Origin of the sequence: Streptomyces sp. NPDC023723 (genome assembly GCF_040639815.1) — a bacterium.
Taxonomy (GTDB): Bacteria; Actinomycetota; Actinomycetes; order Streptomycetales; family Streptomycetaceae; genus Streptomyces.
In genome coordinates, this window is record NZ_JBFAAP010000062.1 from 13,898 (window position 1) to 37,980 (window position 24,083).

The window sequence follows — 24,083 nt, forward strand, 5'->3', positions numbered from 1 at the left end:
CGGGGCCGGCCGTCTCTGGGACCCGGACAGCGAGCGCGGCAGTCTTGAGGCGTCACAGGACGATCACAGGGAGTGGAGCACATGACTGCCAAGGACATCGGTGCCCGTGAAACCACCGCCTCCGTGCGACTGCGCGCCGACGGAGCGGTGGACGAGGAGTCTCTCGCCTACCTCCGCGAGAAGGTCGCCACTGCCCTGGACCGGCCCGGCCTGCCGCCCGTGAGCGGTGAGGTACGCGTCCGGCGGGCAGCGGCCCACCACGTCGAACTGCCCTGGTCCGCCCACTCCGACATCCACGTCGGAGGCGACCTCGTCGTCATCCACGCCCGTGAGGCGAGTGCCCGTGAACTCGCCGACCGGCTTCACGACCGGCTGCGCGCCGGTACCGAACGCGTCGCCCACCGCGGTGACACCACCCGTCGGACGGCCGCGCCGCCCCCGTGGCGCGGCGGCCCGCGGCAGTAGGCGCCGCACGGCGCCTGCCCGACCTGGCGGGGAGCCGGAGCCGGCCATCGGCTCCGGCCCTGCCCGCCGTGTTCGTGAAGGAGGAACCGCCGTGACCGCTCACATCGTCGGTGAGGTGATGACCAGGGACGTCGTGCAGGCTCGCCTCACGACACCGTTCAAGGAGGTTGTGCGGCTGCTCGACCATCACCGGATCAGCGGGCTGCCGGTGGTCGACGCCGACGACAAGGTCCTGGGAGTCCTGTCCGGCAGCGACCTGGTACGTACCCAGGCGCACCAGGACGGTCCCGCTCCGCCCACCGCCGTGCGGGCGGGCGACGTGATGTCCAGCCCCGCGATCACCGTGCACCCGGAGCAGACCGTGCCGGACGCCGCCCGGCTCATGGAGCGCCGCGGCATCGAGCGGCTGCCCGTGGTCGACGAGGCCGACCGCCTCATCGGCATCGCCACCCGCCGCGACCTGCTACGGGTCTTCCTGCGCGCGGACGACGACATCCGCCGTCAGGTGACCGAGGAGACCGTCGTCGGCACGCTGGGTCTGTCTGCCGACGCCGTCCTGGTCTCCGTCCGCGACGGTGTCGTCACCCTCGACGGCCAGGTGGAGCTGCGCAGTCAGGTGACGGAGGTCATACACGGCGCCTGGCGCCTAGACGGGGTGGTCGGCGTGGTGAACGGCCTCGGGTTCCGCGTCGACGACTGCGCGGCTCCCGCCCCGCCCCAGCGGGTCGAGGGTCCCTGAGGGGGAGCGGCGCCCCGGTCCGGCCGGGACTGACGGTCCCTGCCCGATCGGGCCGGACGGACCCGGAAGAGGTCCTTCGGCGCCTCCTGCGGTCGACGACGCCGGAGGACAGTGGAGGCAGAGAGCGGCGCCGACCACCGTCGTGCCGCTCCCGCCCGGCGCCGCCGTGCACCACGGTGGTCCCTGACAACGGAGGACACCACCATGACCCGACAGGACGTGCGGACCGAGGACCGCGTCAAGACCGACGCCCCGTCCGACACGGTGGTCGCCGTGGACCGTCTGGTCACGGCCGGCCTCAAGGCACTCGCCGACTACGATCCCCTCACTCAGGAACAGGTCGACCACATCGTCAAGAAAGCATCGGTCGCCGCCCTGGACCAGCACACCGCGCTGGCCCGCCTGGCGGTCGAAGAAACAGGACGCGGGGTCTTCGAGGACAAGGCGGCCAAGAACATGTTCGCGTGCGAGCACGTCACGCACAGCATGGGCCACCTGAAGACCGTCGGGGTCATCGGCCGGGACGACATCGAGGACATCATCGAGATCGCCGAGCCAGTGGGTGTGGTGGCCGCGGTCACCCCCGTCACCAACCCGACCTCCACCACCGTCTTCAAGGCCCTGATGGCGCTGAAGACCCGCAACCCGGTGATCTTCGCGTTCCATCCGGCCGCCCAGCGGTGCAGCGCCGAAGCCGCCCGCGTCGTCCGGGACGCGGCCATCGCCGCCGGTGCCCCGGAGCACTGCGTGCAGTGGATCGAGGCCCCGTCCGTCGAGGCGACCCGCACGCTGATGCGGCACCACGGCGTCTCCCTGATCCTCGCCACCGGCGGCAACGCCATGGTCAAGGCCGCCTACTCGGCCGGCAAGCCCGCCCTCGGCGTCGGCGCCGGCAACGTTCCCGCCTATGTCCACCGCACCGCGAAGCTGCGCCGGGCCGTCAACGACCTGGTGCTGTCCAAGTCGTTCGACAACGGCATGATCTGCGCCTCCGAACAGGCTGTCATCCTCGACACATCGATCTACGACGCGGCGATCACCGAGTTCCGCACCCTGCACGCCCATCTGGCCACCCCGGAGGAGAAGGCGAAGCTGGAAGCCTTCCTGTTCCCTGCCGTGGGCGGCTCGGGAGCCGGCTGCGAGCCCAAGGTCAACGCCGCCGCCGTCGGACAGAGCCCGGCGTGGATAGCCGAAAGGGCCGGGTTCTCGGTGCCCGAGAACACCTCGATCATTCTGGCCGAAGCCGAACACGTCGGCCCCGACGAGCCGTTGACCCGGGAGAAGCTCTGCCCGGTCCTCACCGTGCTGCGCGCCGAGGACCAGCGGACCGGCTTCGACCTCGCCGCCGACATGGTCGCCTTCCACGGCCAGGGCCACAGCGCCGTCATCCACACCGAGGACCGCGCGGTGGCGGAGGCGTACGGCATGCGGATGAAGACCGTGCGGATCATCGTCAACTCCCCCGCGTCCCAGGGCGCGATCGGCGGCATCTACAACGGCCTGCTGCCCTCGCTCACCCTCGGCTGCGGCTCCTGGGGCAGCACCTCGGTGTCCAACAACGTCTCCGCCGCCCAACTGCTCAACGTCAAGCGGGTCTCCACGCGCCGCAACAACCTCCAGTGGTTCAAGGTCCCGCCGAAGATCTACTTCGAGCCGCAGGCCATCCGCTACCTGACGTCCATGCCGGACGTCCACCGGGTCACGATCGTCACCGACGCCACCATGACCCGCCTCGGCTTCGTCGACCGGATCAGCCGCGTCCTGCAACAGCGCCGGGAACCGGTCACCCTCCAGATCATCGACAACGTCCAGCCCGAACCCAGCATCGACTCCGTCCAGCACGGCGCCGACCTCATGCGGGACTTCCGCCCCGACACGATCATCGCGCTCGGCGGCGGTTCCCCCATGGACGCGGCCAAGGTGATGTGGCTGCTGTACGAGCAGCCCGGCATCGACTTCGCCGACATGCGGCAGAAGTTCTCCGACATCCGCAAGCGCGCCTTCCGCTTCCCGACGCTGGGCAAACTGGCCCGCCTGGTGTGTGTGCCCACCACCTCCGGAACCGGCGCCGAGGTCACCCCGTTCGCCGTCATCTCCGACCCCACGACCGGCAAGAAGTACCCGCTCGCCGACTACGCCCTCACCCCCAGCGTCGCCATCGTCGACCCCCTCCTCACCACCGCCCTGCCCCCGGCGCTCGCCGCCGACAGCGGCTTCGACGCCCTCACCCACGCCATCGAGGCGTACGTCTCCGTCTACGCCAATGACTTCACCGACGGCCTCGCCCTGCACGCCGTCCGCCTGGTCTTCGACAACATCGAAGCAGCGGTGAACAACCGCGCGGGGGCCGCCGAGGCCCGGGAGAAGATGCACAACGCCGGCACCATCGCGGGCATGGCCTTCGGCAACGCCTTCCTCGGCATCGTCCACGCCATGTCGCACACCCTCGGCGCCACCTTCCACATCGCACACGGCCGCACCAACGCCGTCCTGCTGCCGTACGTCATCCGCTACAACGGCACCGTCCCGACCAAGCTCACCGGCTGGCCGAAGTACGAGACCTACCGCGCCCCCGAACGCTTCCAGGACATCGCCCGCGTCCTCGGCCTGCCCGCCGCCACCCCGGCCGAGGGCGTGGAGTCCCTCGCCACGGCCGTGGAGCGCCTGCGCGACGCCGTCGGCATAGAGCCCACGTTCGCGGCCCTGGGCGTCGATGAGCGCGCCTTCCTCGAAGCCCTGCGCCAGCAGGCCCTCAACGCCTACGAGGACCAGTGCGCGCCGGCCAACCCCCGCATGCCGATGCTGGACGACATGCAGCAGCTCATGCGCACCGCCTACTACGGCTGAGCGGCGAGTTCCCTCGGTTCCCGTGGGTGGGGACACGTGGGCCGACAGGCCCTTCTGCCCGTCGGGCGCCTGGGCTTGGCTGTCCGTATGGCACACGAGCGCGTCGGCACCGACCCCGTCCGCACCGAGTACACCGTCGATGACACGACCGTCCTGGAACTGCACGGAGACATCGACATCGCAGTGGCACCGATCGTCACGGCACGGCTGGACTCCCTCACCGCCGGCCCGCGCCCCGACCTGGTGGTGGATCTGGGTCCGGTGTCCTTCCTGGACTGCGCCGCGCTGAGAGTGCTGTGCAGGGCACGCGGACGGATCCGTGAGCGGCACGGCAGGCTGCGTCTCGTCTCCGACAGCGACCGCTTACGCCGCATGTTGCAACACACCGGGCTGGCGGATGCCTTCGAGATCCACACGTCGATGACGAGCGCCCTGCGTCCCTGGTCCGAGGTCTGAAGGCTGGGCATCGAGGCAGCGTTGCCTCCTGCGACCGGATGGACTGATGACCGCGTCAGATACGGCGAAGCGCCTCACGGCGCGCGCTGAACGAATGGACAGTTCACCGGCCCTCGCCCGGGCCTTCGCCCGCACTGGTGAGGCGTAGCCGCAGCACCGATCGGGACGGTTCCTCGAATGCGTGTTGCTCCTGCTGTTCGGTGGTGCGCGAGGCGTGCGTGACGGTGAAGCGCACGCCGGACCGGCGAGCGGGGACCGGCCGCGCCACCGAGCAGTCGGGCAACGGCCTCCGGGCTGAGGTGGGTGACCTCGCCCAGATCCACTTCGACCGCCGCGGCAACCCGTGCGAGGGCTCGGGAGAGCTTGTCGCTGACGCGATCGGCCTGGTCGTCTGTCCGACCGTGCCCGGTCAGTCGTGTGAGATCACTGCTACCGGAGCGGCGGCATGGTGCAGCAGCGCCTGGGTCACCGGCCCGATATGAGCGCCGACAGCTGCCCGGCGGATATGCCGGCCCACGACCACGAGGGCCGCGTCGCGGGATGCCTCGATCAGGTGACGGCCGGCCCCACCGACCGTGGCCTGCGCGCTGATCTCCACGGCGGGATACCTCTCCTGCCACGGTCGCAGCACGTCGGACAGTTCGCGCCGCACCCGCATGGCCATGTCGTCGTTCAGCTCGGGCATGAGCGCGCCACCGTGGTAGTAGGGCGGCAGCGTCCAGCCGTGGACGATACGCAGGCGTGCGGCGCGCCGCGCCGCCGCGTCGAACGCGAAGTCGATCACCGCGCTGCTCGGCTTGTGCAGGGCCAGGCCGAGGACGACGTCACGGTGCTCGGCGCCGGCACGGGGTCCGCCCGCTGAAGGGTGCGGCGACGGCTCCCGAGTGCCGTCCTCGTCGGTCCGGACGAGGACGACGGGCCGCTCGCACGAGGCCAGGACGGAGAGGGAGACCGAACCGAGCAGGAATCCCGCGACCTTGCCCAGACCACGTGATCCCAGCACCAGCAGTTCGACGTCCACGGCGGCTTTCAGCAGTGCCGGTACAGGCAGCCCGGTGATCAGGTCGGCCTCGATCCGCAGCCCGGACCGACGCTCGGCGACGCGGGTCCGCGTCTCGTCCAGCAGGCGCTGTGCCCAGGCCCGCTGGAGATCACTCGGCAGCACCGCCGCGTCGAGCCGGGTCGCCGGCGCGTAGGCGGGCGGCTGCCACTCCCACGCGGTCACGAGCCGCAGGGGCAGGTCCCGGAGCTGTGCCTCGCGCGCGGCCCAGTCGGCGGCGGCCAGGCTCGCCGGCGAGCCGTCCAGTCCGACGGTGATGGTGCGGGTCATGGGAACCTCCTTCAGGCTGCTTCGAGTGTTCGTTCCGCGCGGCGGTGACGGCAGAGGCCACTGGTCCCGGCCCGCGGGCCGACCGTCCTCGCCGTCCAGGCCCGACGGTTGAGCGTCGGCAGACGGCTGTCCGTCGGCAGCTCAGGTCTTACGAGCGGGTCCGACAGGCTGTCGGCGCAGCAGCCGCTTCGCTCCGCGCAGGGCCAGTTCGACCAGCAGCACCGTGGTCGCCGTACCCACGCACAGGGCCCACTGGGTCAGGTCGAGGGCTTCCGTGCCGAACACCGTGCGCGCCCAGGGCAGATGTACGGCGCCGACCTGCACGACCAGGACCCCGGCCAGGCAGAGCCACAGAGTCCGGTTGCGCAACTGGTGGCGACCGAGCAGCGGACCGTCGCCGGCCCGGGCGTTGAGCGAGTTGCAGAGCTGGAACAGGACGAAGGTGGTGAACGCCATCGTCAGCGCGGTGTCCGTACCGGCCCATGACCGGGTGAGGGCCAGCAGGCCGACGGTGCCCAGGGCCATGACCGCGCCCGCGCGGCCGATCGCCAGCATCCGCCGGACGTCCAGGATCCGCTCGCCGGGATCACGGGGTGGTTGCCGCATGACGTCGTCGTCGGCCGGATCGACCGCCAGCGCCATCGCCGGTGGTCCGTCCATGATGATGTTGATCCACAACAGTTGGGCCGCCGTGAGCGGCGCGGGCAGCCCGGCGAGGGACGCGCCCAGCAGGGTCAGGATGGCGCCGATGTTGGTGGCGAGCTGGAAACGGACGAACTTGACGATGTTCGCGTAGATGGCGCGTCCCTCGCGGACGGCCCGCACGATCGTGGAGAAGTCGTCGTCGGTCAGCACCATGTCGGCGGCTTCTTTGGCCACGTCCGTGCCGGTGACTCCCATGGCGACCCCGATGTGGGCCGCCCGCAGCGCGGCGGCGTCATTGACGCCGTCACCGGTCATGGCGACGATGTGGCCCCTGCTGGAGAGCGCCCGCACGATGGTCACCTTGTGCTCCGGGGCGACCCGGGCGAAGACACCGATACGGTCGATGCGTTCCGACAGTTCCTCCGGGTCCGTCCGGTCGAGTTCGGCGCCGGTCACCACGTCGCCGGTGATGTCGAGTTCGCGCGCGATCGCGGCCGCGGTGTCGGCATGGTCGCCGGTGATCATCTTGACGGCGACCCCGGCCGTGCGGCACAGGGCGATCGCGTCCCGGGCCTGCGGCCGCGGCGGATCGGCGATGCCGGCGATGGCCACCAGCGTCAGCCGCGGCAGGGTCCCGGGGTCGGGCGGGCCGTCCACGACGGCGGTGGCCGCGCCCAGGACCCGCAGTCCCGCGCCGCCCAGGCGCCGGGTCACGTCGAGGACCCCGGCCCGGTGCCGGCCGTCGAGGATGCTCACGCCCGTCTCGGTCGTCACCTGGGAGCACAGGTCCAGCAGCACGTCCACGGCGCCCTTGACGTGGACGCGCGTACGGCCGTCGGCGTCGGCGTGGAAGGTGGCCATGTACTTGGTGGCCGCGTCGAAGGGCAGTTCGGCGGTGCGCGGCGCGTCGGCCCGCAGCCGATCGGTGTCCAGACCGGCTTTGGCGGCGAGGACGACCAGCGCGGCCTCGGTCGGATCGCCGACGAAAGCGTCCTCGGTCACGTGCGCGTCGTTGCACAGGGTGAACGGCAGCAGCGAGGCCCTGAGCCGCTCCTCGCTTGCGACGCCGCAGACGGTGCCCTGAGTGCCGTAGCCCTCGCCGGTGACCTCGTGCAGCCGCCCCTCGGTCCACAGGGCCCGTACGGTCATCTCGTTGAGGGTCAGCGTGCCGGTCTTGTCGCTGCACACGACCGTCGCGGCGCCGAGCGACTCCACCGAGGCCAGCCGTTTGACGATGGCGCCGCGCCGGGCCATGCGGTACACCCCGAGCGCGAGCGTCAGCGCCAGTACGGCGGGCAGCCCTTCGGGGATCGCGGCCACGGCCAGGGCCACGGCGCGCAGCGCGATGTCCGCGAGTCCCTCGCCGCGCACCAGGGCGACGAGCGCGTAGGCGGCCACCGCGACCCCGCTGAGCAGGGCGAGTCGTCGGCCGAGGCTGTCCAGCTGGATCTGGAGCGGGCTGGCCGGTTCCGACCCGGTGCGCAGCGCTTCGGCGATCGAGCCGAGCTCGGTGCGCATACCGGTGGCCGTGACGATCATCTCGGCCCGGCCCCGGGTCAGGGCCGTGTTCATGAAGAGCATGCCGGTGCGCTCGGCCAACGGCACCGGGCCGGTGACGGCGGTGCTCTTGGCGACCGGCTGGGACTCGCCCGTCAGTGCCGCCTCGGCGACCTCCACCGATTCGGCGACGGTCAGCCGGCCGTCGGCCGGCACCCGGTCACCCGCCTCCAGCAGGACCACGTCACCGGGGACCAGGCTCTGCGCCGGCACCATCTGCTCCGTACCGTCGCGGCGGACCCGGGCGGTCGGCACCAGCATCCGGCGCAGTGCCTCCAGGCTGCGTTCGGCCCGCCGTTCCTGGAGATAACCGAGGACCGCGTTGATCTGGAGGACGACCGTGATCACCACGGCGTCCTTGATGTCACCGATGGCTCCCGCCACCACGGCCGCGGCGATCAGGATGCCGATGAGCCAGTTGCGGAACTGGTCGAGGAACTTCAGCCACTCGGGCCTGCGGGCGGGCTCGGCCAGCCGGTTCGGCCCGTGGTCGGCGGCGCGTTCGGCGACCTGCCGGGTGCTCAGTCCGGCCGTCGGGTCGACACCGAGGCGGGCCGCGACCCGCACGGGGTCCTGCCGGTGGGCGTCCAGGGGTGCCGTCTCCTCGGTCTGCTGTCCGGCCTCGGGCGCTGTCGGACCGTTCACGGTCGTGCCCTCCCTGCCGGGACCACGGCGACGGGGCAACGCGCGTCGTTCAGCAGAACCCTGGCCCTCCAGGACCGCGGCATGTCCACGACCCCGTGGCCCGCGCCGATCACGACGAGCTGGGCGGCGGCGCTCTCCTCGACGAGGGCGCGCCCCGCGAGGTCCCGTGTCCGCCGGTCGCGCACGACGACGCCGGGGTACTTCGCACGCAGCGCCGTACGGAACCGTGCGGCGTGGACGCGCGGGCGCGGCGCGACCAGGTCTGCGCCGCGTCGCGCGGCCTCGGCGAAGGCGAACTCCGCAGCCGCCGGCGACGTGCCGTCGCCCAGCACCACCGGACCACTCGGTCCGGGCCTGCCCCGCGCCACGAGCACCGGACAGCGCCCGTGTGCGGCCAGGCGCCGGGCGACCGAGCCGCGCAGGCGTCCGACTGAACCACGCAGCCGTCCGACGGCGCCGGTGTCCGGACGGCTGCCGACGACGGTGAGTGACGCGGTGCGTGATTCCGACTCCAGTACGGGCACCGGTTCGCCGATCAGCACGTCCTGTGTGACGGCGATCCCCGGGGCGGTCCGCCGGGCGCGGCGCTCGGCCTCGTCCAACGGGCCGGTCACCCTTCCCCGTGACTCGGCACCCTCCGGGTCCCACGGCGGAACACCGGGCGGCAGGTACGCCGACGGCCAGCTGAGGACGTACGTCAGCCGAAGTCCTGTGCCCAGTCGCTCGGCCTCCCGGGCCGCTGTCTCCACGGCCACCAGACCGGACGGTGATCCATCGAACCCCACAACCACCGGGCTCCTCATCACAATTCCCCTTCCCCGGGCTCTGCGCGTGTCCGGACGTTCCTGCCCTGTCCGGCGGGGCGACGGCAGCGTGGCCGGGACCGTGCGCGGCACCACGGCCGATCGCTTGCCTTCCCCGGCCCCCAGCCTCCGCCTGCGCGCTTGGCGACGCAGTGGGCCGGACGGCCCCGGCAGGGCTCCGTTCAGCCCTGCGCAGTAGTGGTGAGGCGGCGACGGCGCCCCCGGTGCCCGGCAGGCTGGTCTTCCACGTGTCCGCCGCGCGCACGGAGTTCATCCCGGAGCCGGTCGTGCGGCGCACGAACGAGGGCCCGGTCGCCGCGGGCCGGTAGCCACGTCGGCGTTGCGCCACGGTCGTCGGGGCCAGTCTGCTGCGTCACCGTAGACGGCCGAGCCACCGGCGGACCCGGTCGGCTCGGTCCGCACGGTAAGGAGAGCGGTGCGGGACGCGCGGCCGAGGTCAGCTCTCGCCGTCCGCCGTGGGCTCGGTGGGGGTGCGGCAGGCGGCGGCGTCAACGCGCTCCGCCGGTGCGGTCATGTTCCCCGCCATGGTCGTACCGGTGTCCTGGGGCTTGACCGCCCGGACGCTGGCGGAGTGCATACCGGACACCTGACTTCAGCTTCGCTGACACCATCCGGGGCGGAGCGGAACGTGGACACTGCCGCCTTCCGGCCAGTCGGACACGACGGCCTCGGCCGGCTTGCCGTCCTCCACCCGCGAGCCGGCGGCACTCACGTCCACGGCCGGGAACACGTGGGGGACCTGTGGGGCCGCCCTGGTCGGCTGGGCGTTCGTGGACGGCAAGACCGCCTCCTGCGCCGTCGCTGCCCTCACCGCCAGTACCTACCTACGTACCAGCGGAAGGCCCCGGTCCCCGTCATGGGCCCAGCCTTGAGGCAAGGATGGTCACAGTAGCGGCCGGCCGGGTGCCCGCCCGGGTCGTCGGCCAGCGAGATCACCGCTTTGATCCGCTTGCCCGCCGGTTCACGACGCATCTCCAGGCTCTGACACACAGCCGTCACGATTTCCAAACCGTGCTGGCCGACCCGCCCGGGAGCTGCGGCGCGCGCGAACGGCAGCGCAGGGTTGGTGTCCCACACGCTGATCTCCACCCCACCGCCGCAGACCTCCAGGTCCAGCAGGCCCGGGCCGGGCGCGTATTTGAACGAGTTGGTGACCAGCTCACTCACCACGAGTTCCACCATGCCGATCACCCGCGCGGAGACCGGAATACCGTGCACGGCTTGCACCTCGGTCAAGAACCGGTGGGCCGCGCCGCGCGCGGCAGCCACCGGTTCACTACCGGTGAACGCATGCGTGGACAGTACGGGGCTGCCGAACAGCGGCTGAGTCTCGTTTTCGCGCATCACTGATCAGCACCGCACCCTTGTCCTGAGTCCACGGTCAACGACAGACGTCTGCCCTCATAACGACCCCGCACGCCGTTCCCGGAACAGAGGGACGTGCCGAAAACACCTTCGGGACGGCGCGACCGCGGCGAACTCGCACGTGTGCGTGACCGGAAGAACCGGTCACGCACACGTCGTGCGGCCCGGCGCACGACAGCGTTCAGACGTGCCGTACGGGGATGGTCCTGGTGTCCGTCTTCTTCTCCGGTACCGGGACCCTGATCGTCAGCACACCGTCCTTGTACTCCGCGGTCGCCTCCTCACTCGCGGCACCGGCGGGCAGCCGGACGGAGCGGGTGAAGGTGCCGTAGCGGAACTCGGTGTGGTGCTTGTCGGTCGTCTCCACGGTCCGTTCCGCCTGCAGAACGAGGACATCCTCCGTGACAGAGATCTCGACGTCCTTCGCCGGGTCGATGCCCGGGAGCTCGGCCCGCAGCAGGTACGTCCCGTCCTTCAGCTGCTCCTCGATCCGGATGCCGTGCGTCCCCGGTGCGACGTGCCCCGTGGGAAGCCCGGTCTCCACCCAGCCGAACACGTCCAGCAGCGCCGGCCGGCCGGTCAGTCGCTCGATCACGCTGTTCATGTCTTCCCTCCTCTTCGTTCCTTCGGTTCCAGCCTCCCGCGCCGAGGCAGGGCGCGAGTGGGGCCGACCGGCCCTGCGGAGGGCCTGCCTGCCCGGTCTCCTTCGCACGGTCTGCCGCTTGCCTCACGGTTGCGCCTGGAGATGGCTGCGCAGGTTGTGGAGAGCGGCTTGTCCCGCGCGTGCGGACCACGAGACGGGTCTCGCCGAACGGGGCGGGCCCGACGTGAACGCCCCAGACGCTGTGCAGACGGACCGTCGACGGGGGTGGACTCGGCCGCGGGTCGACGGAGCCTCCGCAGGGAAGATCCAGGTCCGAGCGCAGAAGCAGAGTGCGTTCAGGCTCCACCCGGGCCACCGCATCCCCTCTTCCACCTTCTGCCACTCGGGGGCGAGGTGGTCCAGCAGGTCCCAGCTGTACCAGCCCGCGCGGTCACCACCCATCTGCACGAGCCAGTGCCAGACTTCGGCGGGCGGCGAGGGTCATCGGCAGGAGCGGCGTAACGGCTCCTGGCCGTCGGCAGGTTCGCGGCTGCGACGTCGGGGCCTCCTGATCACCCGGGACCAGCGAGGCCATCCGCCGGCAGTCACCCGAAGAGGCCGGACCGCACGCCGCGACGTCCTTCGGCCGGGTCACCGAAGGCTGTCCCTGGCCCCCCTTGTGTCTTCCGGCTTGACGGCTCCGTCGCCTTCCACGCCAGGGACGACCGGCCTCGACGTCGGGCCGGCCGGCCCGCGCCTCCCGCCCTGGCGCGGCGCACGGTGAACACATCGACGGCAAGGGAGGCAGCCATGACCGAGAACGCCACCGACGGCATCGTGGTGGGTGTCGACGGGTCCGAGGCGTCCGTGGCGGCGCTGCGCTGGGCTGGAGAGCAAGCGCGTGCCCTGGCCACCCGGGTGACCGCCGTGCACGCCTGGGAGCCGGCCACGGCCCTGTTCGCGCCCTACGCCCCGGTATCCGGCCGGCCCACGGTCGAAGAGCAGCGTGAGCGAGCCGCCGAGGTACTGGCCGCGGCGGTGCGGACTGCGTTCGGAGCGCACCGCGGCACCGGTGTGCACGCCATTGTGGCGGAGGGCCGGCCCGCCCGGGTACTGCTGCGGCACACCCGCGGCGCCCTGCTGCTCGCTCTGGGCCGTAAGGCCGGCGGCCCGATGGAGCCGCCCGGCATCGGCGCGGTGGCCCGGGAGTGCCTGCGGCACGCGACGGTGCCGGTGGTGACCGTCCCAGCACTCGTCTCCGGTTCCACGGCCCCGTCGCGGCCCGTCGACATACACGGCACGGTTCAGCGCGGTGCGGCGTAGGCCGTCAGTTCGCTCGGATCACGCGGCCGGACAACCCGTCGGTAGGCCGCCGTCGGCGGCGTGGGACGTTCGGCCCGCGCGTGGGGGCCGGGCAGCCCCTGCCGTCCCGCCGCGGGACGGCGGCATCCTCGTGGTACGAGTCCGCAGCGTTCGGCGCGGGCGCCGAGGCGGGGAGGTGGCGGCCGTGCTTCGCTTGGTCGTCGTCGGTCTGGACGGTTCACAGGAAAGCCTCACCGCCGCGGAGTGGGCGGCGCGCGAGGCCGCACGGCGCGGCCTGCCGCTGCGTCTCATCCACGCCTGCGCGGGCCTGGACCCGGACCCGCCGGAGCTGTCCGGTCCGGCAGCCGAGCGGTGCCGGGTACGGCCTGTCCTGCGCGATGCCGCGGACCGGCTCACCGCTCGCTACCCACGGGTTCCGCTGAGCGTGGAGCAGGTCTCCGAGCCCGCGGCGGAGGCGCTGGTCTCCGCGGCTGCCGAGGCCGAGCTGCTGGTGCTGGGCAGCCGAGCCTTCACCGGGCTGGGCGGCTTGATCGCCGGTTCGGTGGCGATGGCGGCGGTGGCCCACGCACCCCGGCCCGTCGCGCTCGTACGCGCCGACCACGTCGTGGAGAACGAGTACCTGCCGGATGCAGCGGGCCGGCCGTCGGCCGAGACCGCCTGCCGCGCCGTGGTGCTCGGCCTGGATCCCGCCCATCCCTCCGGGGAACTGATCTCCTTCGCTTTCGAGAGCGCCGCACTGCGGGCAGCACCGCTGCGCGTGGTGTACGCCTGGCAACTGCCGTTCGTACAGCACGCGGCTCAGACAAGGGCACGCAGGGCGATGGGGGCGGCCGCGCAGAGGACGCTCGCCGCGAAGCTCGCGCCGTGGCGTGAGAAGTTCCCCGGTGTCGAGATCGACGAGTCGGCGCAGGAGGGCAGCGCGGCAGCGCGGCTGACGCACGCCGCGCAGGACGCCGGCCTGCTGGTCGTCGGCCGACGGATCCGGCCGTCCAGGATCGGCACGCACATCGGTCCGGTCGTCCACGCCGCAATCCACCAGGTGCGCTGCCCCGTGGTGATCGTCCCCCACGAGTGAACTCACCGAACTCCGTCGACAACCGCGGAGCCATCACCTCGGCATTTCCGAGAAAGAAGGGACGGTGGAGCCATGACCGACATCCACGCTCTGCTGGGAGACGAAGCCAAGGACCTGCTCACCCACATCGCACGCGGAGTCCCCAAGGAGGACCTGGAGCTGCCGGGGGCCGACTTCGTGGACCGCGTCATGACGGAGAGCGACCGCTCTCCGCGGGTGCTGCGTAATATGCAGTCCCTCTTCGACCACGGCCGGCTGGCCGGCACGGGCTATCTGTCGATCCTGCCGGTCGACCAGGGCATCGAGCACTCGGCGGCCTCGGCGTTCTCCGCCAATCCCCGCTGTCTCGACCCCAGGAACATCGTCGAACTCGCCGTCGAGGGCGGCTGCAACGCGGTCGCCAGCACGCTGGGTGTACTGGGAGCCGTGTCGCGGCGTTACGCCCACAAGATCCCCTTCATCATCAAGCTCAACCACAACGAGCTGCTGACCTACCCGACCCACTACGACCAGGTCATGTTCGCCACCGTGCGGCAGTGCTTCGACCTCGGTGCGGCCGGTGTCGGAGCCACCGTCTACTTCGGCTCGGAGCAGTCCGGCCGCCAACTGCGCGAAGTCGGGCAGGCGTTCGCACACGCCCATGAACTGGGAATGTTCACCGTGCTGTGGTGCTACCTGCGCAATCCGGCGTTCGAGAAGGACGGCGTGGACTACGCGGTGGCGGCCGATCTCACCGGCCAGGCCAACCATCTCGGCGCCACCGTCGAGGCCGACATCGTCAAGCAGAAGCAGGCCGAGAACAACGGCGGCTACCGGGCGCTGGGCTTCGGCAGGACCGACCCGCTGCTGTACGACAGGCTCACCACCAGCCACCCGGTCGATCTCACCCGCTGGCAGGTGGCCAACTGCTACATGGGCCGCGTCGCGTTGATCAACAGCGGCGGTGCCTCGGCCGGCGCGAGTGATCTCGCCCAGGCCGTACGGACCGCGGTGATCAACAAGCGGGCCGGCGGCACCGGCCTGATCACCGGCCGCAAGGCCTTCCAACGCCCCACCCAGGAAGGCGTCGACCTGCTCCACGCCGTCCAGGACGTCTACCTCGACGACAGCGTCACCGTCGCCTGAGCGTCGGTCCAGCGTGCCTCCGGGGAGGGCGTGGCCCGGCAACGCCCTCCCCACCAGATGTCTACGAGGGATCGTCCTCGTCGTGCGGCTCGCTTCCTCCCATGTCCAGCCGGAACGGCGGGTAGGCGTCCGTCATCAACATGACGTAGGCCGCCACCCGCAGCACCCACCGGTTGAGGCCGATGATCAGGTCGAACAGGCCCTTCGGGTACTTCTCGGTGAACGCCAGTGCCACCGCGGCGATGAGTGTCAGCACGGCGATCAGGCCGCCGTCCCACCAGCCGAGGTGCCAGCCGCCGAGGAAGAAGCCGATGACCACGTAGTGCGGGATGGCCAGCAGCCACCACTTCACCAGGACCAGGCCCCGGGACAGCCGTTCGGGATACGCGATGTCCAGCCGCGCCGGGTAGTCCGGCCGCTCCCCAAGGCTGAACGGGGGGTACCGGTCGGTGCCCAGCGCTCCGTAGGCGTAGTAGGCCACGCGCCAGCTCCAGCGCAGCACCCCGAGGTTGAAGTCGAACAGGGCACGTGGGTAGCGCTCGGTGAAGAGGATCGCGAAGAAGGCGAGCACGCTCACCACGGCGGCGGCGGTCCAGAGGAAGACCAGCACCACGTAGTGGGGAACGATCAGTATCCACTTCACCAGCCACAGCCACCGGGACAGCGGCGGGTCGAGGACTGCGTCCACCCGGACCGGGCGGCCCGGTGTTGCGAGGATTGTCATGGCCCTCATCTCCTTCGGCCGGGGCCTGCCCCGCGGGCAGAGCCCACGGGCAGCATGGCCCGGGTTCAGGGGATGGGACGAGGGCCGGTCGGTACCGTCAGGGGGGACCATCGGCCGGTTCCGGCGCGGCGGTCGTCCGCCTCCGCATGCGACCGGTCCCCACCGTGGGACCCCTGTCCCGGTTTCCCGGCCGTCCCGGGACCCGACCAGGGCCGAACGTCCCTCCCCGTTTCCGTGGTCATGGACCAGACTGGGCCATCCGTTGCGGACCATGAGCCGAGGCAATCTCCATGAAACGGATCCAGGAGCAGAAACGGCCGCGGCGTCCGCAGCGGCCCGAATCACCGGACCTGCGGACACCGTCCGGCCGCCCCCTCCCCTATTGAGTGCGGGAAGAGTGAGCATGATCGGCCACGCGCAGTGCGGCACGGGTGGCGGAGCCGCCCGGACGTCCCGCCCGGAGATCTTCCGAGCCGGACATGTTCAGGCGTCCTCGGCGGGGACGATGCGTCGTCCTGTCGTACGGCCGGGCTCTACGAGCAGCCACAGCGTCCGCTGCCCACCGGGCCAGGGACCGGTACGGGCAGCCTGTTCCAGTTCCTGGATCTCTGCCGGACGCGTGACGGCGCGAACCCGGCCTACGATCAGAACGCTCCAGCCCTGACTCATCACGTCGTCGACGTGATCGGCTTCGAAGGCCACCTCACGGCCGGCGGCCTCCGCCAGAGTCCCGTCCGGTTCGGTGCGGAAGGCGATGTCCCGGCCTGCCACCTGGTAGGTGACGGGAAGCACGGCGGGACCGCGCCGCGTGGTCAGTGAGATCCGTCCCAGTCCATGGGTGGACAGCAGGTCCCAACATTCCTCCTGGCCGAGAGCGCGCAGCCGGGGGTGGTGCGGAGGCCTTCCCCGGCCGGGCGGGCGTTCCAGGTCACCGCCCTGAAGCGCGCGGAGTGTGGTGCCCAGGGCATCGGACAGCCGTACCAGGGCCCCGGTGCCCGGATTCCCGGTCTGCGTCTCCAGGTAGGCGAGGTACTGGGGCGCCATCCGAGCCCGCCGCGCCACCTCTTCCCGGCCGAGCCCGCGATGCCGGCGGGCCGCGACGAGGCGGCGGCCGAGATCACCGGGGCGACCGGCGCCGGCCTTCGTCGTCCTCACGGTATCGGTGGCCGTCGCCTCGGAAGCGGCGGGCAGCGAACGATCATGGCCGCGGTGCGCGACCCGTGCGTCGGGTCCTGGGAACAACAGCGTGACCCGGTCCGTACCGGACCACCGGACGTAGTACGGCGGTGTCCCGTCCTCGTGGTGGAGTCCGACGATCTCGCCGGCTCGTCCGGCGGCGCCCGTCGCGGGGTTCCGGACGAGCAGCCGATCTCCCAGGTGTGCGTACATGGCCGTGCCCTCCGTGCCGAAGGGGCTTTCCCGTTCCAGCGTCACGCGGCGGCACCACGTCGGCCAAGTGTCCGATGGTCCCCTGCCTCTTGGCGGCTCCCGACGGCAGGCTGGAGAGGAGCAGCCGGAGGTGAGCAGCATGCCGGTGAAGACGGCCGTTCGGCGGCGCTCCCTGTGGCGCTTTCGCCGCGATCCGCTGCGCCGCCGTGCGGACGTGCTGGAGGGCTGGTTCGTGCTGATCGCCTGCCCCGTCGTCGCCGTGGCCGGTCCCTTCGCGGGGGTGCTGAGTGCCGAGGCCACCGCCCACCGGACCGCTCAGCGCGCCGCCGAGCTGCGTCCGGTCACCGCCGTCCTCTTGGAGGACGTGCCGGAAGGAAGCCTGGGAAGCGGCTCCATCGGCGGCCGGGTACTCACTCACGTGCGCTGGACCGCCGCGGACGGCACCCGGCACGCGGGCGAGGCTCTCGTGGACGACGGCCGGCACCGTGGCGCGACGGTGGAAGTGTGGCTGGACCGGCAGGGCCGACCCGCGACGCCCCCTCTGACGTCGGTGCAGGCGGGGGTGGACGCCGCCTTCATGGGTGCGGCCTCGTTCTTCGCCGTCGCCACGGCGGCTGCCGCCGGTTACTACGGGGCACATGTCGTACCCGACCGACGGCGCCGCCGCGCGTGGGACGCGGAATGGCGCGGCATCGGCCCCCGATGGGGGCGCGCGGCCAACTGACCGGCGATGAACCGTTCACCGCGCGGTGCCGTCCGCCTCGGAAGTCGGGCCTGGTTGAACAAGGACGACCGTCCAGTCGGTGCGGGTGGTGCGCCGAACTCGTCGGGCTCGATAACACGGTCTCGCATTGACCGGACCAGGAGTCTGCGAGACGGTCGCGAGACTTGTCCGGGACCGATTCCCGACCGATCAACCGACCGGCGTGCGGCGACGCTGTGGCGAGGCGGGCGGTCGGGTGCGCCCCGGACGCCGTACCGGATCGTCAAGATGTGTCGGCGTGGAAAGGGGTGGCTCCGTGAAGGGCATCGTCCTGGTACGGCCGGACCCGGCTGTCGGCGGCCGGGCCGCCGCCGAGTGGGCCGCGGAGGAAGCGCGGCTGCGGGGCCTGCCCCTGCGTTCGGCCGACGGCGTACCGGGCCCGGCCGAACTGGCCGTCGTCGGCACCGGCGCCCAGCATGGCGACACCGGACCGGCGGCTGCCTTCATCGAGGCGTCCGCCGGTCCCGTGGTGGTGGTTCCGGATCCTTCGCCGGGCTCGTCGGGAACGTTCATGCCGGACGGAGACGTCACGCTCGGCATCGACGCCCGGGATCCGGCCGGTGCCTGTGTCGGGTTCGCGTTCGCGGCCGCCCTGCTGCGCGGCGCGGGTCTGCGGGCGGTGTACGCCTGGTCCCTGCCGGCGAGCGCCGCTCGTCTGCCGTTCGCCGTACCCGAGGCGGACCGGGCCGAGTGGGAGGACGAGGAGACGCAGTGGCTGTCCGACGCGCTGCGGCCCCGGCTCCTGGAGTTCCCCGACGTCCCGGTGGTGCGGGAAGTCGTCCGGTTCACTCCCGTCCGGGCTCTGGTGCGCCACTGCGCGGACAGTTCGCTGGTCGTGGTGGGGCGGCGTCCCGGCCGGCCGCCGGGAACGGTGGTGCGGGCCCTGCTCCGCTCGGCACGCTGCCCGGTCGCCGTGATTGCGTCGCCGCCCTGCCGCTGAGCCGGAGGCATGACGTACGCCGTGCTCCCGGCGCCCTTTCCGTACGAAGGACCCCGGGAGCACAGCGAGCGGCAGGTTCGCTACCCGGCACGCTCGGCGGTGATCTCCTTCGCCAGCCCCGCGGCCCACGCCTGGATGGCGGGGAAGTCGCGGAAGTCCCCGCCTTTGCGGTTGCGCAGGATCAGGCGGGCGGTCAGGCCCCGGGCGCCTTCCTCCAGGCAGCCGCCGAAGGTGACGTGTTCCTTCGCGTGCACGTCCGTCATGGCCCGGCGGACTCCGGGCACGGGCGGGATGTCCCGCTCGGCGGCCGAGCTGTCGAGCGGGCCGCTGCTGAAGAGCCAGACCGGGCGCGCCGCCAGCGCGTCACGCTGGCGGCGGACGAAGCGGCGGGCGTCCTTGTGCCAGCGGTTGGCGTACAGCCCGCCGCCGACGATCACGGCGTCGTACGGGGTCACGTCCGGCACGGACCGGGCGGACCGTGCCTCGGCCGTGACCCCGTGGGCGCTCAGTGTCTCGGCCACGGTCTCGGCGATCTGCGCGGTGGAGCCGTTGGTCGTCCCGTAGGCGACCAGGACGTGGTGCGGCGTCATGGTGATCCTCCTTCACAGCCTGCGCAGCCAGTCGTCGGCCACGCCGTGCAGTGCCTGCTCGTCGGGCTGGATGCGTTCGTCGTCCAGGCGGTAGGCCAGTTCGTCGACCACGTCGACGACGCCGTCGAGCTGCCTGGTCATGGAGACGGCGATCTCTGTCTCGCTCTTGCGTTCCATGTGGCCGTCGAGGGTCACGATTCCGTCGGTGACCGTGACGCCGATGCTGCGCGGCGCCAGCCACAGCGCCCTCACCAGGACTTCCTCCACGACGTCCCGGCGGATCTCCTCGTCCGTGCGCAGGAAGACCCGCAGCACGTCTCCGCGGGTGACGATGCCGACCAGCCGGTCCTCCTCGTCCAGCACGGGCAGCCGTTCCACCCGCCGCCGGGCCATGAGACGGGCCGCCTCGACGATGGTGTCGTCGGCGTGCACGGTGACGGGCGGCGCGGTCATCAGCTGACCGGCGGTGCGGGCCCGCGCCTTCGCCGCCTGCCGGCGGACGCCGGGCGTCAGCGCCGCGAAGCGGAAGCGCCGGGCGGGCTCGTACGGGACAGGGGTCCGGGCCTGGTGCATCATCAGGTCCGTCTCGGAGAGGACGCCGAGGACGTGTTCTTCCTCGTCGACGACGGGCAGGCCGCTGACGCGGCGCTCCGCGAGCAGTCGCGCGACCTCCTTGAACGGGGTGCCGTACTCGGCCCTGACGACGTCACGGGTCATCACGGAGCCGACCTTGTCGTGCTTCATCTCCCCACCTCCTCAGCGGAGCCGGCGCAGATAGGGGTCCTGCGACCGGCGTGGCAGCAGACGTACGCGGGCGTCGAGGACGGTGATGCCGCCGGGTGTGGCGAGGACCGGGTTGAAGTCGGCCTCGGCGAGCTGCGGCAAGTCCTCGGCCATCCGGGACAGCCGGTGGAGCAGCTGCTCCAGGCCGTCCAGGTCGACGGGTCCGGCGCCGGTCGCCCCGAACAGCAGGGGTGCGCAGCGCGGTCCGGTGATCAGGTCGTGCACGTCCAGGTCGGTGAGCGGGGCGAGCCGGGCCGCGTGGTCGGCGAACACCTCCGTGGCCGTACCGCCGAGCCCGAACACGACGAGCGGTCCGAACACCTCGTCCTGGGCGACGCCCGCGAACAGTTCGGTGCCGCGCGCGGCCAGCGGCTGCACGACGACCCCGGTCAGCAGCCCGGAGAACCGGGTCTGAAGGTCCCGGAAGGCGGCGCGTACCTGGGGCTCGCCGCTGAGGTCGAGGTGCACGGCGTGCTGGGCGCTCTTGTGCAGCAGGCCGGGCCAGTGCGCCTTCATGACGAACCTGCCGTCGGGGCCGCGCAGCCGCTCGGCGGCGAGTACGGCGTCGTCCTCGGTCTCCGCCCAGGCCCACGGCGACTGCGGAACGCCGTAGCACGTGAGCAGTTCGGCGCAGGTGCGCGGGTCGAGCCAGCCGCCGTCCGGGTGTGCGGCGAGCCAGGCGTCGGCCACCTCGTGGGCCCGGGCTCCGTCCATGCCGTCCGGGACCCGGGTGGTTCCGGGGGGACGGGCCAGCCAGGCGGTCCGGCGGGCGGCGTGGGCCAGCGCCCGGGCCGCCGCCTGCGGCTCCGCGTAGGACGGGACGGTTCCCCCGTCGCCGGCCGGCAGCAGGCTGACGGGCAGCTCCTGCTCCAGCCGTACGAGGAGTACGGGCCGGTCCCCGCGGGCGGGTCCCTGGGTGACGGCCCGGGCGAGGTCGTCGCCGGTCGCGGCGGCGACGGCGGTGGGGACCAGGGCGACGACGACGGCGTCGACGCCGCGGTGGGTGGTGAGCCGGTCGAGGCAGGCGCGCAGTTCGTCCTCCGTCACGGCGGCGGTGGCGTCCACGGGGTTGCCGGCCGAGGCCCCGGACGGCAGTACGTCGAGCAGGTCGTCGACCAGTTCGGGGGTCGGCGCGGGCAGGACGAGTCCGGCCTCGGCGCAGGCGTCCGCGGCGAGTACGCCGGCCCCGCCCGCGTTGGTGACGACGGCGACCCGGGTGCCGGCGGGCAGCGGCTGGGCGTGGAACAGGGCCGCGGTCTCCAGCAGTTCGCCGATGGAGCGGGTCGCGGTGATGCCGGCCTGGGTGAACAGGGCCTGTCGGGTCATCGTGCCGGTCGCGGCGGCCGCGGTGTGCGAGGCGGCGGCCTGGCGGCCCGCGTCGGTGCGGCCGGCGTCGACGGTGAGCACCGGCATCCGGCGGGTGACGCGCCGGGCGGTGCGGGAGAAGGCCCGCGGGTTGCCGAAGGACTCCAGGTGCAGCAGCGCGAGGTCGGTCACCCCGTCGCTCTCCCACCACTGGAGCATGTCGTTGCCGCTCACGTCGTACTTGTCGCCGAGCGAAACGAAGGTGGAGACGCCGATGCCGAGCCGGGACATGCCTTCCAGCAGGGCGATGCCCACACCGCCCGACTGCGCGGCGACCCCCGCGGTCCCGGGGCGCGGGTGGGTGGCGGCGAAGGTCGCGTCGAGCCGCACGGCGGGATCGGTCTGGGAGACGCCGAGGCAGTTGGGGCCGACCAGACGCATGCCGTGGGTACGGCAGGCGGTCAGCAGGGCCGCTGCCTGCCCGGTGTCCAGGCCGGCGGTGACCACGACCAGGGCACGGACACCCGCCTTGCCGCACTCCTCCGCGACGGCCGGTACGGCGGCGGCGGGTGTGGCGATGACGACGAGGTCGGGGAGGACGGGCAGCGCGCCGACGGCCGGGTACGACGGAACTCCCAGGAGCGCGCTGACGTTCGGGTTCACCGCCAGCAGGCGGCCGGTGAAACCTCCCGTGCGCAGGTGGTGCAACAGGGCACGGCCGACGGAACCGGGGTGGCGGCCGGAGCCGACGACGGCGACCGTCCTGGGCCGCAGCAGTGGCTCCAGGCTCGCCACGTCGGCGGTCCGGCCGCGGGCGTCCACCGCCGTGAGATAGGTGTCGTCCGGGTCGAGGGCGATGACACAGCGGGTCTCCGGGCCGTCGACGCGGCGGGTGACGCGCAGCCCGAGGTCGGTGAACAGGCGCATCACTTCCCGGTTCTCGCTGAGCGCGTCCGCCGTGAAGACCATGATGCCGTCGGCGCGGGCCGCCGACGCCAGGTGTTCGACGAGCAGCGTGCCCACACCCCGGTGGTGCAGCCCGTCCGCGACGGCGAGGGCGATCTCGGCGGTGTCCCGCTCGCCCTCCTGCTGGTATTCGGCGAGGCCGATGATCTGTCCCTGCCGTTCGGCCACCAGGGCCCGGTGGCCCGGCCGCGCCGTCATGCAGGCGTGGTCCGCGGCGACGGCGGCGGAGCGCCGGCTGACCGCGAAGAACCGCATACGCAGGTTCTCGGGTGACATCTCCTCGTAGAGGCCTTGCAGCTGATCGTGGTCATCGGGGGCCACGGCGCGGATGCGGACGGTGGTGCCGTCCACGAGCAGGGCGTGGATCGCGGGGCTGCGCGGGTCGTCCGTCACTGGACTTCTCCTCTCGGCTGTTTCAGCTTCCCGCCGTCCGCGGGGCGGTCCGAGGGGCCGGCCGGGGGCGGTCCGGGGACCGGTAGGCCCTCGTTTCGTCGGCTTCACGCGCAGGTCCCTGCGGGTACGACCGTGACCGGGCAGGCGGCGTGGTGCAGCACGGTGTGGGCGACCCGGCCGAGCCGGGGCCCGTACCGGCCGGGCTCACGTCGGCCGATCACCAGGAGATCCGCTTCCGTCGAAACGGTCTGCAGAACTCGGCGGGCGGGCCCCTCGACGGTGCGCCGGCGCAGGTCCGCGTCCGGCGGGGCGTCTTCGAGAGCCGCCTCCAGCTCCTTGGCGGCCCGTTCCTCGTACAGCCTCGCGGGGTCCCCCGACAGGAGCGGATGGTCGATCGTCTCGTGCGCGGGGCACCGCCAGGCTCGCACGGCCACCAGCGGAACGCCGCGCAGCCGTGCCTCGGTGAGGGCGAACCGGCAGGCGGACGCCGACGCCTCGCCGATGCCGACGACCACACGGTCTCGGCGACCCCCGGCCAACCGGTCGTCATCGCCGCGGATCACGGTCACCGGGCAGTCGGCGCGCGCCGCCACGGTCAGGCTGACGGAGCCGAGCAAGGAGCCGGCATATCCGCCGCGCCCCCGGGTGCCCAGCACGATCATGGAGGCGTTGCGTCCCGACCGGACCAGGGCGTACTCGGCTTCCTCGGGCACGACTTCGGTGGAGACGGACAGCTGGCGCTGGCGGCACCGGGCACGCCGGGCCGCGGCTGCGACGATGTCCTCGGCGCTCACGGGTCCGGGGCCCTCGGCGAGATCACGGGCGAGTGCGAGGCCCTCGTACCGCTCCCACAGTGACGCGAACACCACCTGGAGGGACACTCCGTGCCGGACAGCCTCGTCGGCCGCCCAGTCGACGGCCCGGAGGCTGGGTCCGGAGCCGTCGACCCCGACTGTCAAAGGCAGATACATGAGGATCTCCTCCTCTCGTGTCATCGGCTCTGTCAGCGTCTCTCGTGGTGGTCTCCCGAGGCAGGGGCCGCAGGTCCCGGAACGGGGCCGACCGTCCTTCCCGCGGCACACCGGTGAGGCGGGCCCCGCCAAAGGACCCGCCCCACCGGCTGTGTTCAGCGCAGCCACGCGTGGTCGCGGACGAGGGGAAGCCGGGCCCACACCCGCCCCAGACCCAGCGTGTCACCCGCCGAGACAGCGGCCAGCACCACCAGCACCACCGCGTACACCAGGTGGTAGT

At 72.2% G+C, this 24,083-nt stretch carries 21 protein-coding genes and 1 pseudogene; 10 read left to right on the plus strand and 12 right to left on the minus strand.

The window, feature by feature from the left end:
- Positions 1-81 precede the first annotated feature (81 nt).
- From AB0G32_RS35285 to AB0G32_RS35300, 4 genes are all read left to right on the plus strand, one after another.
- Positions 82-465 carry a hypothetical protein gene (locus tag AB0G32_RS35285; protein WP_361173175.1) on the plus strand — a complete coding sequence of 128 codons (384 nt, stop codon included), beginning with the start codon at positions 82-84 and terminating at the stop codon, positions 463-465.
- 91 nt (positions 466-556) lie between these two features.
- Positions 557-1,204, plus strand: coding sequence for a CBS domain-containing protein (locus AB0G32_RS35290; protein ID WP_361173178.1), 648 nt, complete (start codon positions 557-559; stop codon positions 1,202-1,204).
- A gap of 204 nt (positions 1,205-1,408) precedes the next feature.
- Complete coding sequence (gene adhE, locus AB0G32_RS35295) at positions 1,409-4,051, plus strand: bifunctional acetaldehyde-CoA/alcohol dehydrogenase (protein ID WP_361173181.1); 2,643 nt, start codon at positions 1,409-1,411, stop codon at positions 4,049-4,051.
- An 87-nt stretch (positions 4,052-4,138) separates the two neighbouring features.
- The gene (locus tag AB0G32_RS35300; protein ID WP_361173183.1) at positions 4,139-4,507 is read left to right on the plus strand and encodes an STAS domain-containing protein; all 369 of its coding nucleotides are present in this window, start codon (positions 4,139-4,141) and stop codon (positions 4,505-4,507) included.
- A 409-nt stretch (positions 4,508-4,916) separates the two neighbouring features.
- On the opposite strand, the gene AB0G32_RS35305 is transcribed toward AB0G32_RS35300, so the two are convergent.
- From AB0G32_RS35305 to AB0G32_RS35320, 4 genes are all read right to left on the minus strand, one after another.
- Complete coding sequence (locus AB0G32_RS35305) at positions 4,917-5,837, minus strand: universal stress protein (RefSeq protein WP_361173186.1); 921 nt, start codon at positions 5,835-5,837, stop codon at positions 4,917-4,919.
- Positions 5,838-5,978: 141 nt separating this feature from the next.
- Positions 5,979-8,684, minus strand: coding sequence for an HAD-IC family P-type ATPase (locus AB0G32_RS35310; RefSeq protein ID WP_361173189.1), 2,706 nt, complete (start codon positions 8,682-8,684; stop codon positions 5,979-5,981).
- Positions 8,681-9,487, minus strand: a complete 807-nt coding sequence (locus AB0G32_RS35315) for a universal stress protein (protein ID WP_361173192.1) — start codon at positions 9,485-9,487, stop codon at positions 8,681-8,683. The genes AB0G32_RS35310 and AB0G32_RS35315 overlap by 4 nt, the downstream gene beginning before the upstream one ends.
- Positions 9,488-9,944: 457 nt before the next feature.
- Positions 9,945-10,085 (minus strand): hypothetical protein, encoded by a 141-nt coding sequence (locus AB0G32_RS35320; protein WP_361173195.1) that lies wholly within the window; start codon positions 10,083-10,085, stop codon positions 9,945-9,947.
- Positions 10,086-10,181: 96 nt separating this feature from the next.
- Here AB0G32_RS35320 and AB0G32_RS35325 point away from each other — a divergent pair.
- A pseudogene (locus AB0G32_RS35325) lies at positions 10,182-10,320 on the plus strand (amino acid permease); the annotation flags it as partial.
- On the opposite strand, the gene AB0G32_RS35330 reads toward AB0G32_RS35325, so the two are convergent.
- Together AB0G32_RS35330 and AB0G32_RS35335 are read right to left on the minus strand one after the other, a co-directional pair.
- Complete coding sequence (locus tag AB0G32_RS35330; RefSeq protein ID WP_361173198.1) at positions 10,316-10,852, minus strand: ATP-binding protein; 537 nt, start codon at positions 10,850-10,852, stop codon at positions 10,316-10,318. The pseudogene AB0G32_RS35325 and the gene AB0G32_RS35330 overlap by 5 nt on opposite strands.
- A 202-nt stretch (positions 10,853-11,054) precedes the next feature.
- Positions 11,055-11,477 carry an Hsp20/alpha crystallin family protein gene (locus AB0G32_RS35335; protein ID WP_361173201.1) on the minus strand — a complete coding sequence of 141 codons (423 nt, stop codon included), beginning with the start codon at positions 11,475-11,477 and terminating at the stop codon, positions 11,055-11,057.
- 789 nt (positions 11,478-12,266) lie between these two features.
- Here AB0G32_RS35335 and AB0G32_RS35340 point away from each other — a divergent pair.
- The 3 genes from AB0G32_RS35340 to AB0G32_RS35350 all read left to right on the plus strand — a co-directional run bounded on the left by AB0G32_RS35340 (position 12,267) and on the right by AB0G32_RS35350 (position 14,979).
- Positions 12,267-12,779: a universal stress protein gene (locus AB0G32_RS35340; RefSeq protein ID WP_361173203.1), complete on the plus strand. Its 513-nt coding sequence runs from the start codon at positions 12,267-12,269 to the stop codon at positions 12,777-12,779.
- Positions 12,780-12,963: 184 nt separating this feature from the next.
- Complete coding sequence (locus AB0G32_RS35345) at positions 12,964-13,854, plus strand: universal stress protein (protein WP_361173206.1); 891 nt, start codon at positions 12,964-12,966, stop codon at positions 13,852-13,854.
- 72 nt (positions 13,855-13,926) lie between these two features.
- Complete coding sequence (locus AB0G32_RS35350) at positions 13,927-14,979, plus strand: class I fructose-bisphosphate aldolase (protein ID WP_361173209.1); 1,053 nt, start codon at positions 13,927-13,929, stop codon at positions 14,977-14,979.
- A gap of 61 nt (positions 14,980-15,040) precedes the next feature.
- On the opposite strand, the gene AB0G32_RS35355 is transcribed toward AB0G32_RS35350, so the two are convergent.
- Both AB0G32_RS35355 and AB0G32_RS35360 read right to left on the minus strand, forming a co-directional pair.
- The gene (locus tag AB0G32_RS35355) at positions 15,041-15,703 is read right to left on the minus strand and encodes a DUF4389 domain-containing protein (protein ID WP_361173212.1); all 663 of its coding nucleotides are present in this window, start codon (positions 15,701-15,703) and stop codon (positions 15,041-15,043) included.
- A 483-nt stretch (positions 15,704-16,186) separates the two neighbouring features.
- Positions 16,187-17,092 (minus strand): pyridoxamine 5'-phosphate oxidase family protein, encoded by a 906-nt coding sequence (locus tag AB0G32_RS35360; RefSeq protein WP_361173215.1) that lies wholly within the window; start codon positions 17,090-17,092, stop codon positions 16,187-16,189.
- Positions 17,093-17,231: 139 nt separating this feature from the next.
- Here AB0G32_RS35360 and AB0G32_RS35365 point away from each other — a divergent pair, with 139 nt between their 5' ends.
- A complete protein-coding gene (locus tag AB0G32_RS35365; protein WP_361173233.1) occupies positions 17,232-17,816 on the plus strand; it encodes a hypothetical protein in 585 nt (194 codons plus the stop codon).
- Between the two features lie 295 nt (positions 17,817-18,111).
- Entirely contained in the window at positions 18,112-18,795 is a 684-nt protein-coding gene (locus AB0G32_RS35370; protein WP_361173218.1) for a universal stress protein, read from the plus strand.
- An 80-nt stretch (positions 18,796-18,875) separates the two neighbouring features.
- Here the strand turns inward: AB0G32_RS35370 and AB0G32_RS35375 are convergent, their stop codons facing one another.
- The 4 genes from AB0G32_RS35375 to AB0G32_RS35390 all read right to left on the minus strand — a co-directional run bounded on the left by AB0G32_RS35375 (position 18,876) and on the right by AB0G32_RS35390 (position 23,803).
- Positions 18,876-19,385 (minus strand): flavodoxin domain-containing protein, encoded by a 510-nt coding sequence (locus AB0G32_RS35375; protein WP_361173221.1) that lies wholly within the window; start codon positions 19,383-19,385, stop codon positions 18,876-18,878.
- Between the two features lie 12 nt (positions 19,386-19,397).
- Positions 19,398-20,129 carry a CBS domain-containing protein gene (locus AB0G32_RS35380; protein WP_361173224.1) on the minus strand — a complete coding sequence of 244 codons (732 nt, stop codon included), beginning with the start codon at positions 20,127-20,129 and terminating at the stop codon, positions 19,398-19,400.
- Between the two features lie 12 nt (positions 20,130-20,141).
- Complete coding sequence (locus tag AB0G32_RS35385; protein WP_361173227.1) at positions 20,142-22,832, minus strand: GNAT family N-acetyltransferase; 2,691 nt, start codon at positions 22,830-22,832, stop codon at positions 20,142-20,144.
- Between the two features lie 104 nt (positions 22,833-22,936).
- Complete coding sequence (locus tag AB0G32_RS35390; protein ID WP_361173230.1) at positions 22,937-23,803, minus strand: universal stress protein; 867 nt, start codon at positions 23,801-23,803, stop codon at positions 22,937-22,939.
- Positions 23,804-24,083: the final 280 nt, after the last annotated feature.

What these genes read in the sequence shown, in the direction of transcription:
- adhE (WP_361173181.1), top strand. Translation starts at nt 1,409, where the DNA reads ATGACCCGACAGGACGTGCGGACCGAGGACCGCGTCAAGACCGACGCC.
- AB0G32_RS35285 (WP_361173175.1), top strand. Translation starts at nt 82, where the DNA reads ATGACTGCCAAGGACATCGGTGCCCGTGAAACCACCGCCTCCGTGCGA.
- AB0G32_RS35390 (WP_361173230.1), bottom strand. Translation starts at nt 23,803, where the DNA reads ATGTATCTGCCTTTGACAGTCGGGGTCGACGGCTCCGGACCCAGCCTC.
- AB0G32_RS35365 (WP_361173233.1), top strand. Translation starts at nt 17,232, where the DNA reads ATGCCGGTGAAGACGGCCGTTCGGCGGCGCTCCCTGTGGCGCTTTCGC.
- AB0G32_RS35355 (WP_361173212.1), bottom strand. Translation starts at nt 15,703, where the DNA reads ATGACAATCCTCGCAACACCGGGCCGCCCGGTCCGGGTGGACGCAGTC.
- AB0G32_RS35335 (WP_361173201.1), bottom strand. Translation starts at nt 11,477, where the DNA reads ATGAACAGCGTGATCGAGCGACTGACCGGCCGGCCGGCGCTGCTGGAC.
- AB0G32_RS35320 (WP_361173195.1), bottom strand. Translation starts at nt 10,085, where the DNA reads ATGCACTCCGCCAGCGTCCGGGCGGTCAAGCCCCAGGACACCGGTACG.
- AB0G32_RS35305 (WP_361173186.1), bottom strand. Translation starts at nt 5,837, where the DNA reads ATGACCCGCACCATCACCGTCGGACTGGACGGCTCGCCGGCGAGCCTG.
- AB0G32_RS35375 (WP_361173221.1), bottom strand. Translation starts at nt 19,385, where the DNA reads ATGACGCCGCACCACGTCCTGGTCGCCTACGGGACGACCAACGGCTCC.
- AB0G32_RS35350 (WP_361173209.1), top strand. Translation starts at nt 13,927, where the DNA reads ATGACCGACATCCACGCTCTGCTGGGAGACGAAGCCAAGGACCTGCTC.
- AB0G32_RS35300 (WP_361173183.1), top strand. Translation starts at nt 4,139, where the DNA reads ATGGCACACGAGCGCGTCGGCACCGACCCCGTCCGCACCGAGTACACC.
- AB0G32_RS35315 (WP_361173192.1), bottom strand. Translation starts at nt 9,487, where the DNA reads ATGAGGAGCCCGGTGGTTGTGGGGTTCGATGGATCACCGTCCGGTCTG.
- AB0G32_RS35330 (WP_361173198.1), bottom strand. Translation starts at nt 10,852, where the DNA reads ATGCGCGAAAACGAGACTCAGCCGCTGTTCGGCAGCCCCGTACTGTCC.
- AB0G32_RS35340 (WP_361173203.1), top strand. Translation starts at nt 12,267, where the DNA reads ATGACCGAGAACGCCACCGACGGCATCGTGGTGGGTGTCGACGGGTCC.
- AB0G32_RS35380 (WP_361173224.1), bottom strand. Translation starts at nt 20,129, where the DNA reads ATGAAGCACGACAAGGTCGGCTCCGTGATGACCCGTGACGTCGTCAGG.
- AB0G32_RS35360 (WP_361173215.1), bottom strand. Translation starts at nt 17,092, where the DNA reads ATGTACGCACACCTGGGAGATCGGCTGCTCGTCCGGAACCCCGCGACG.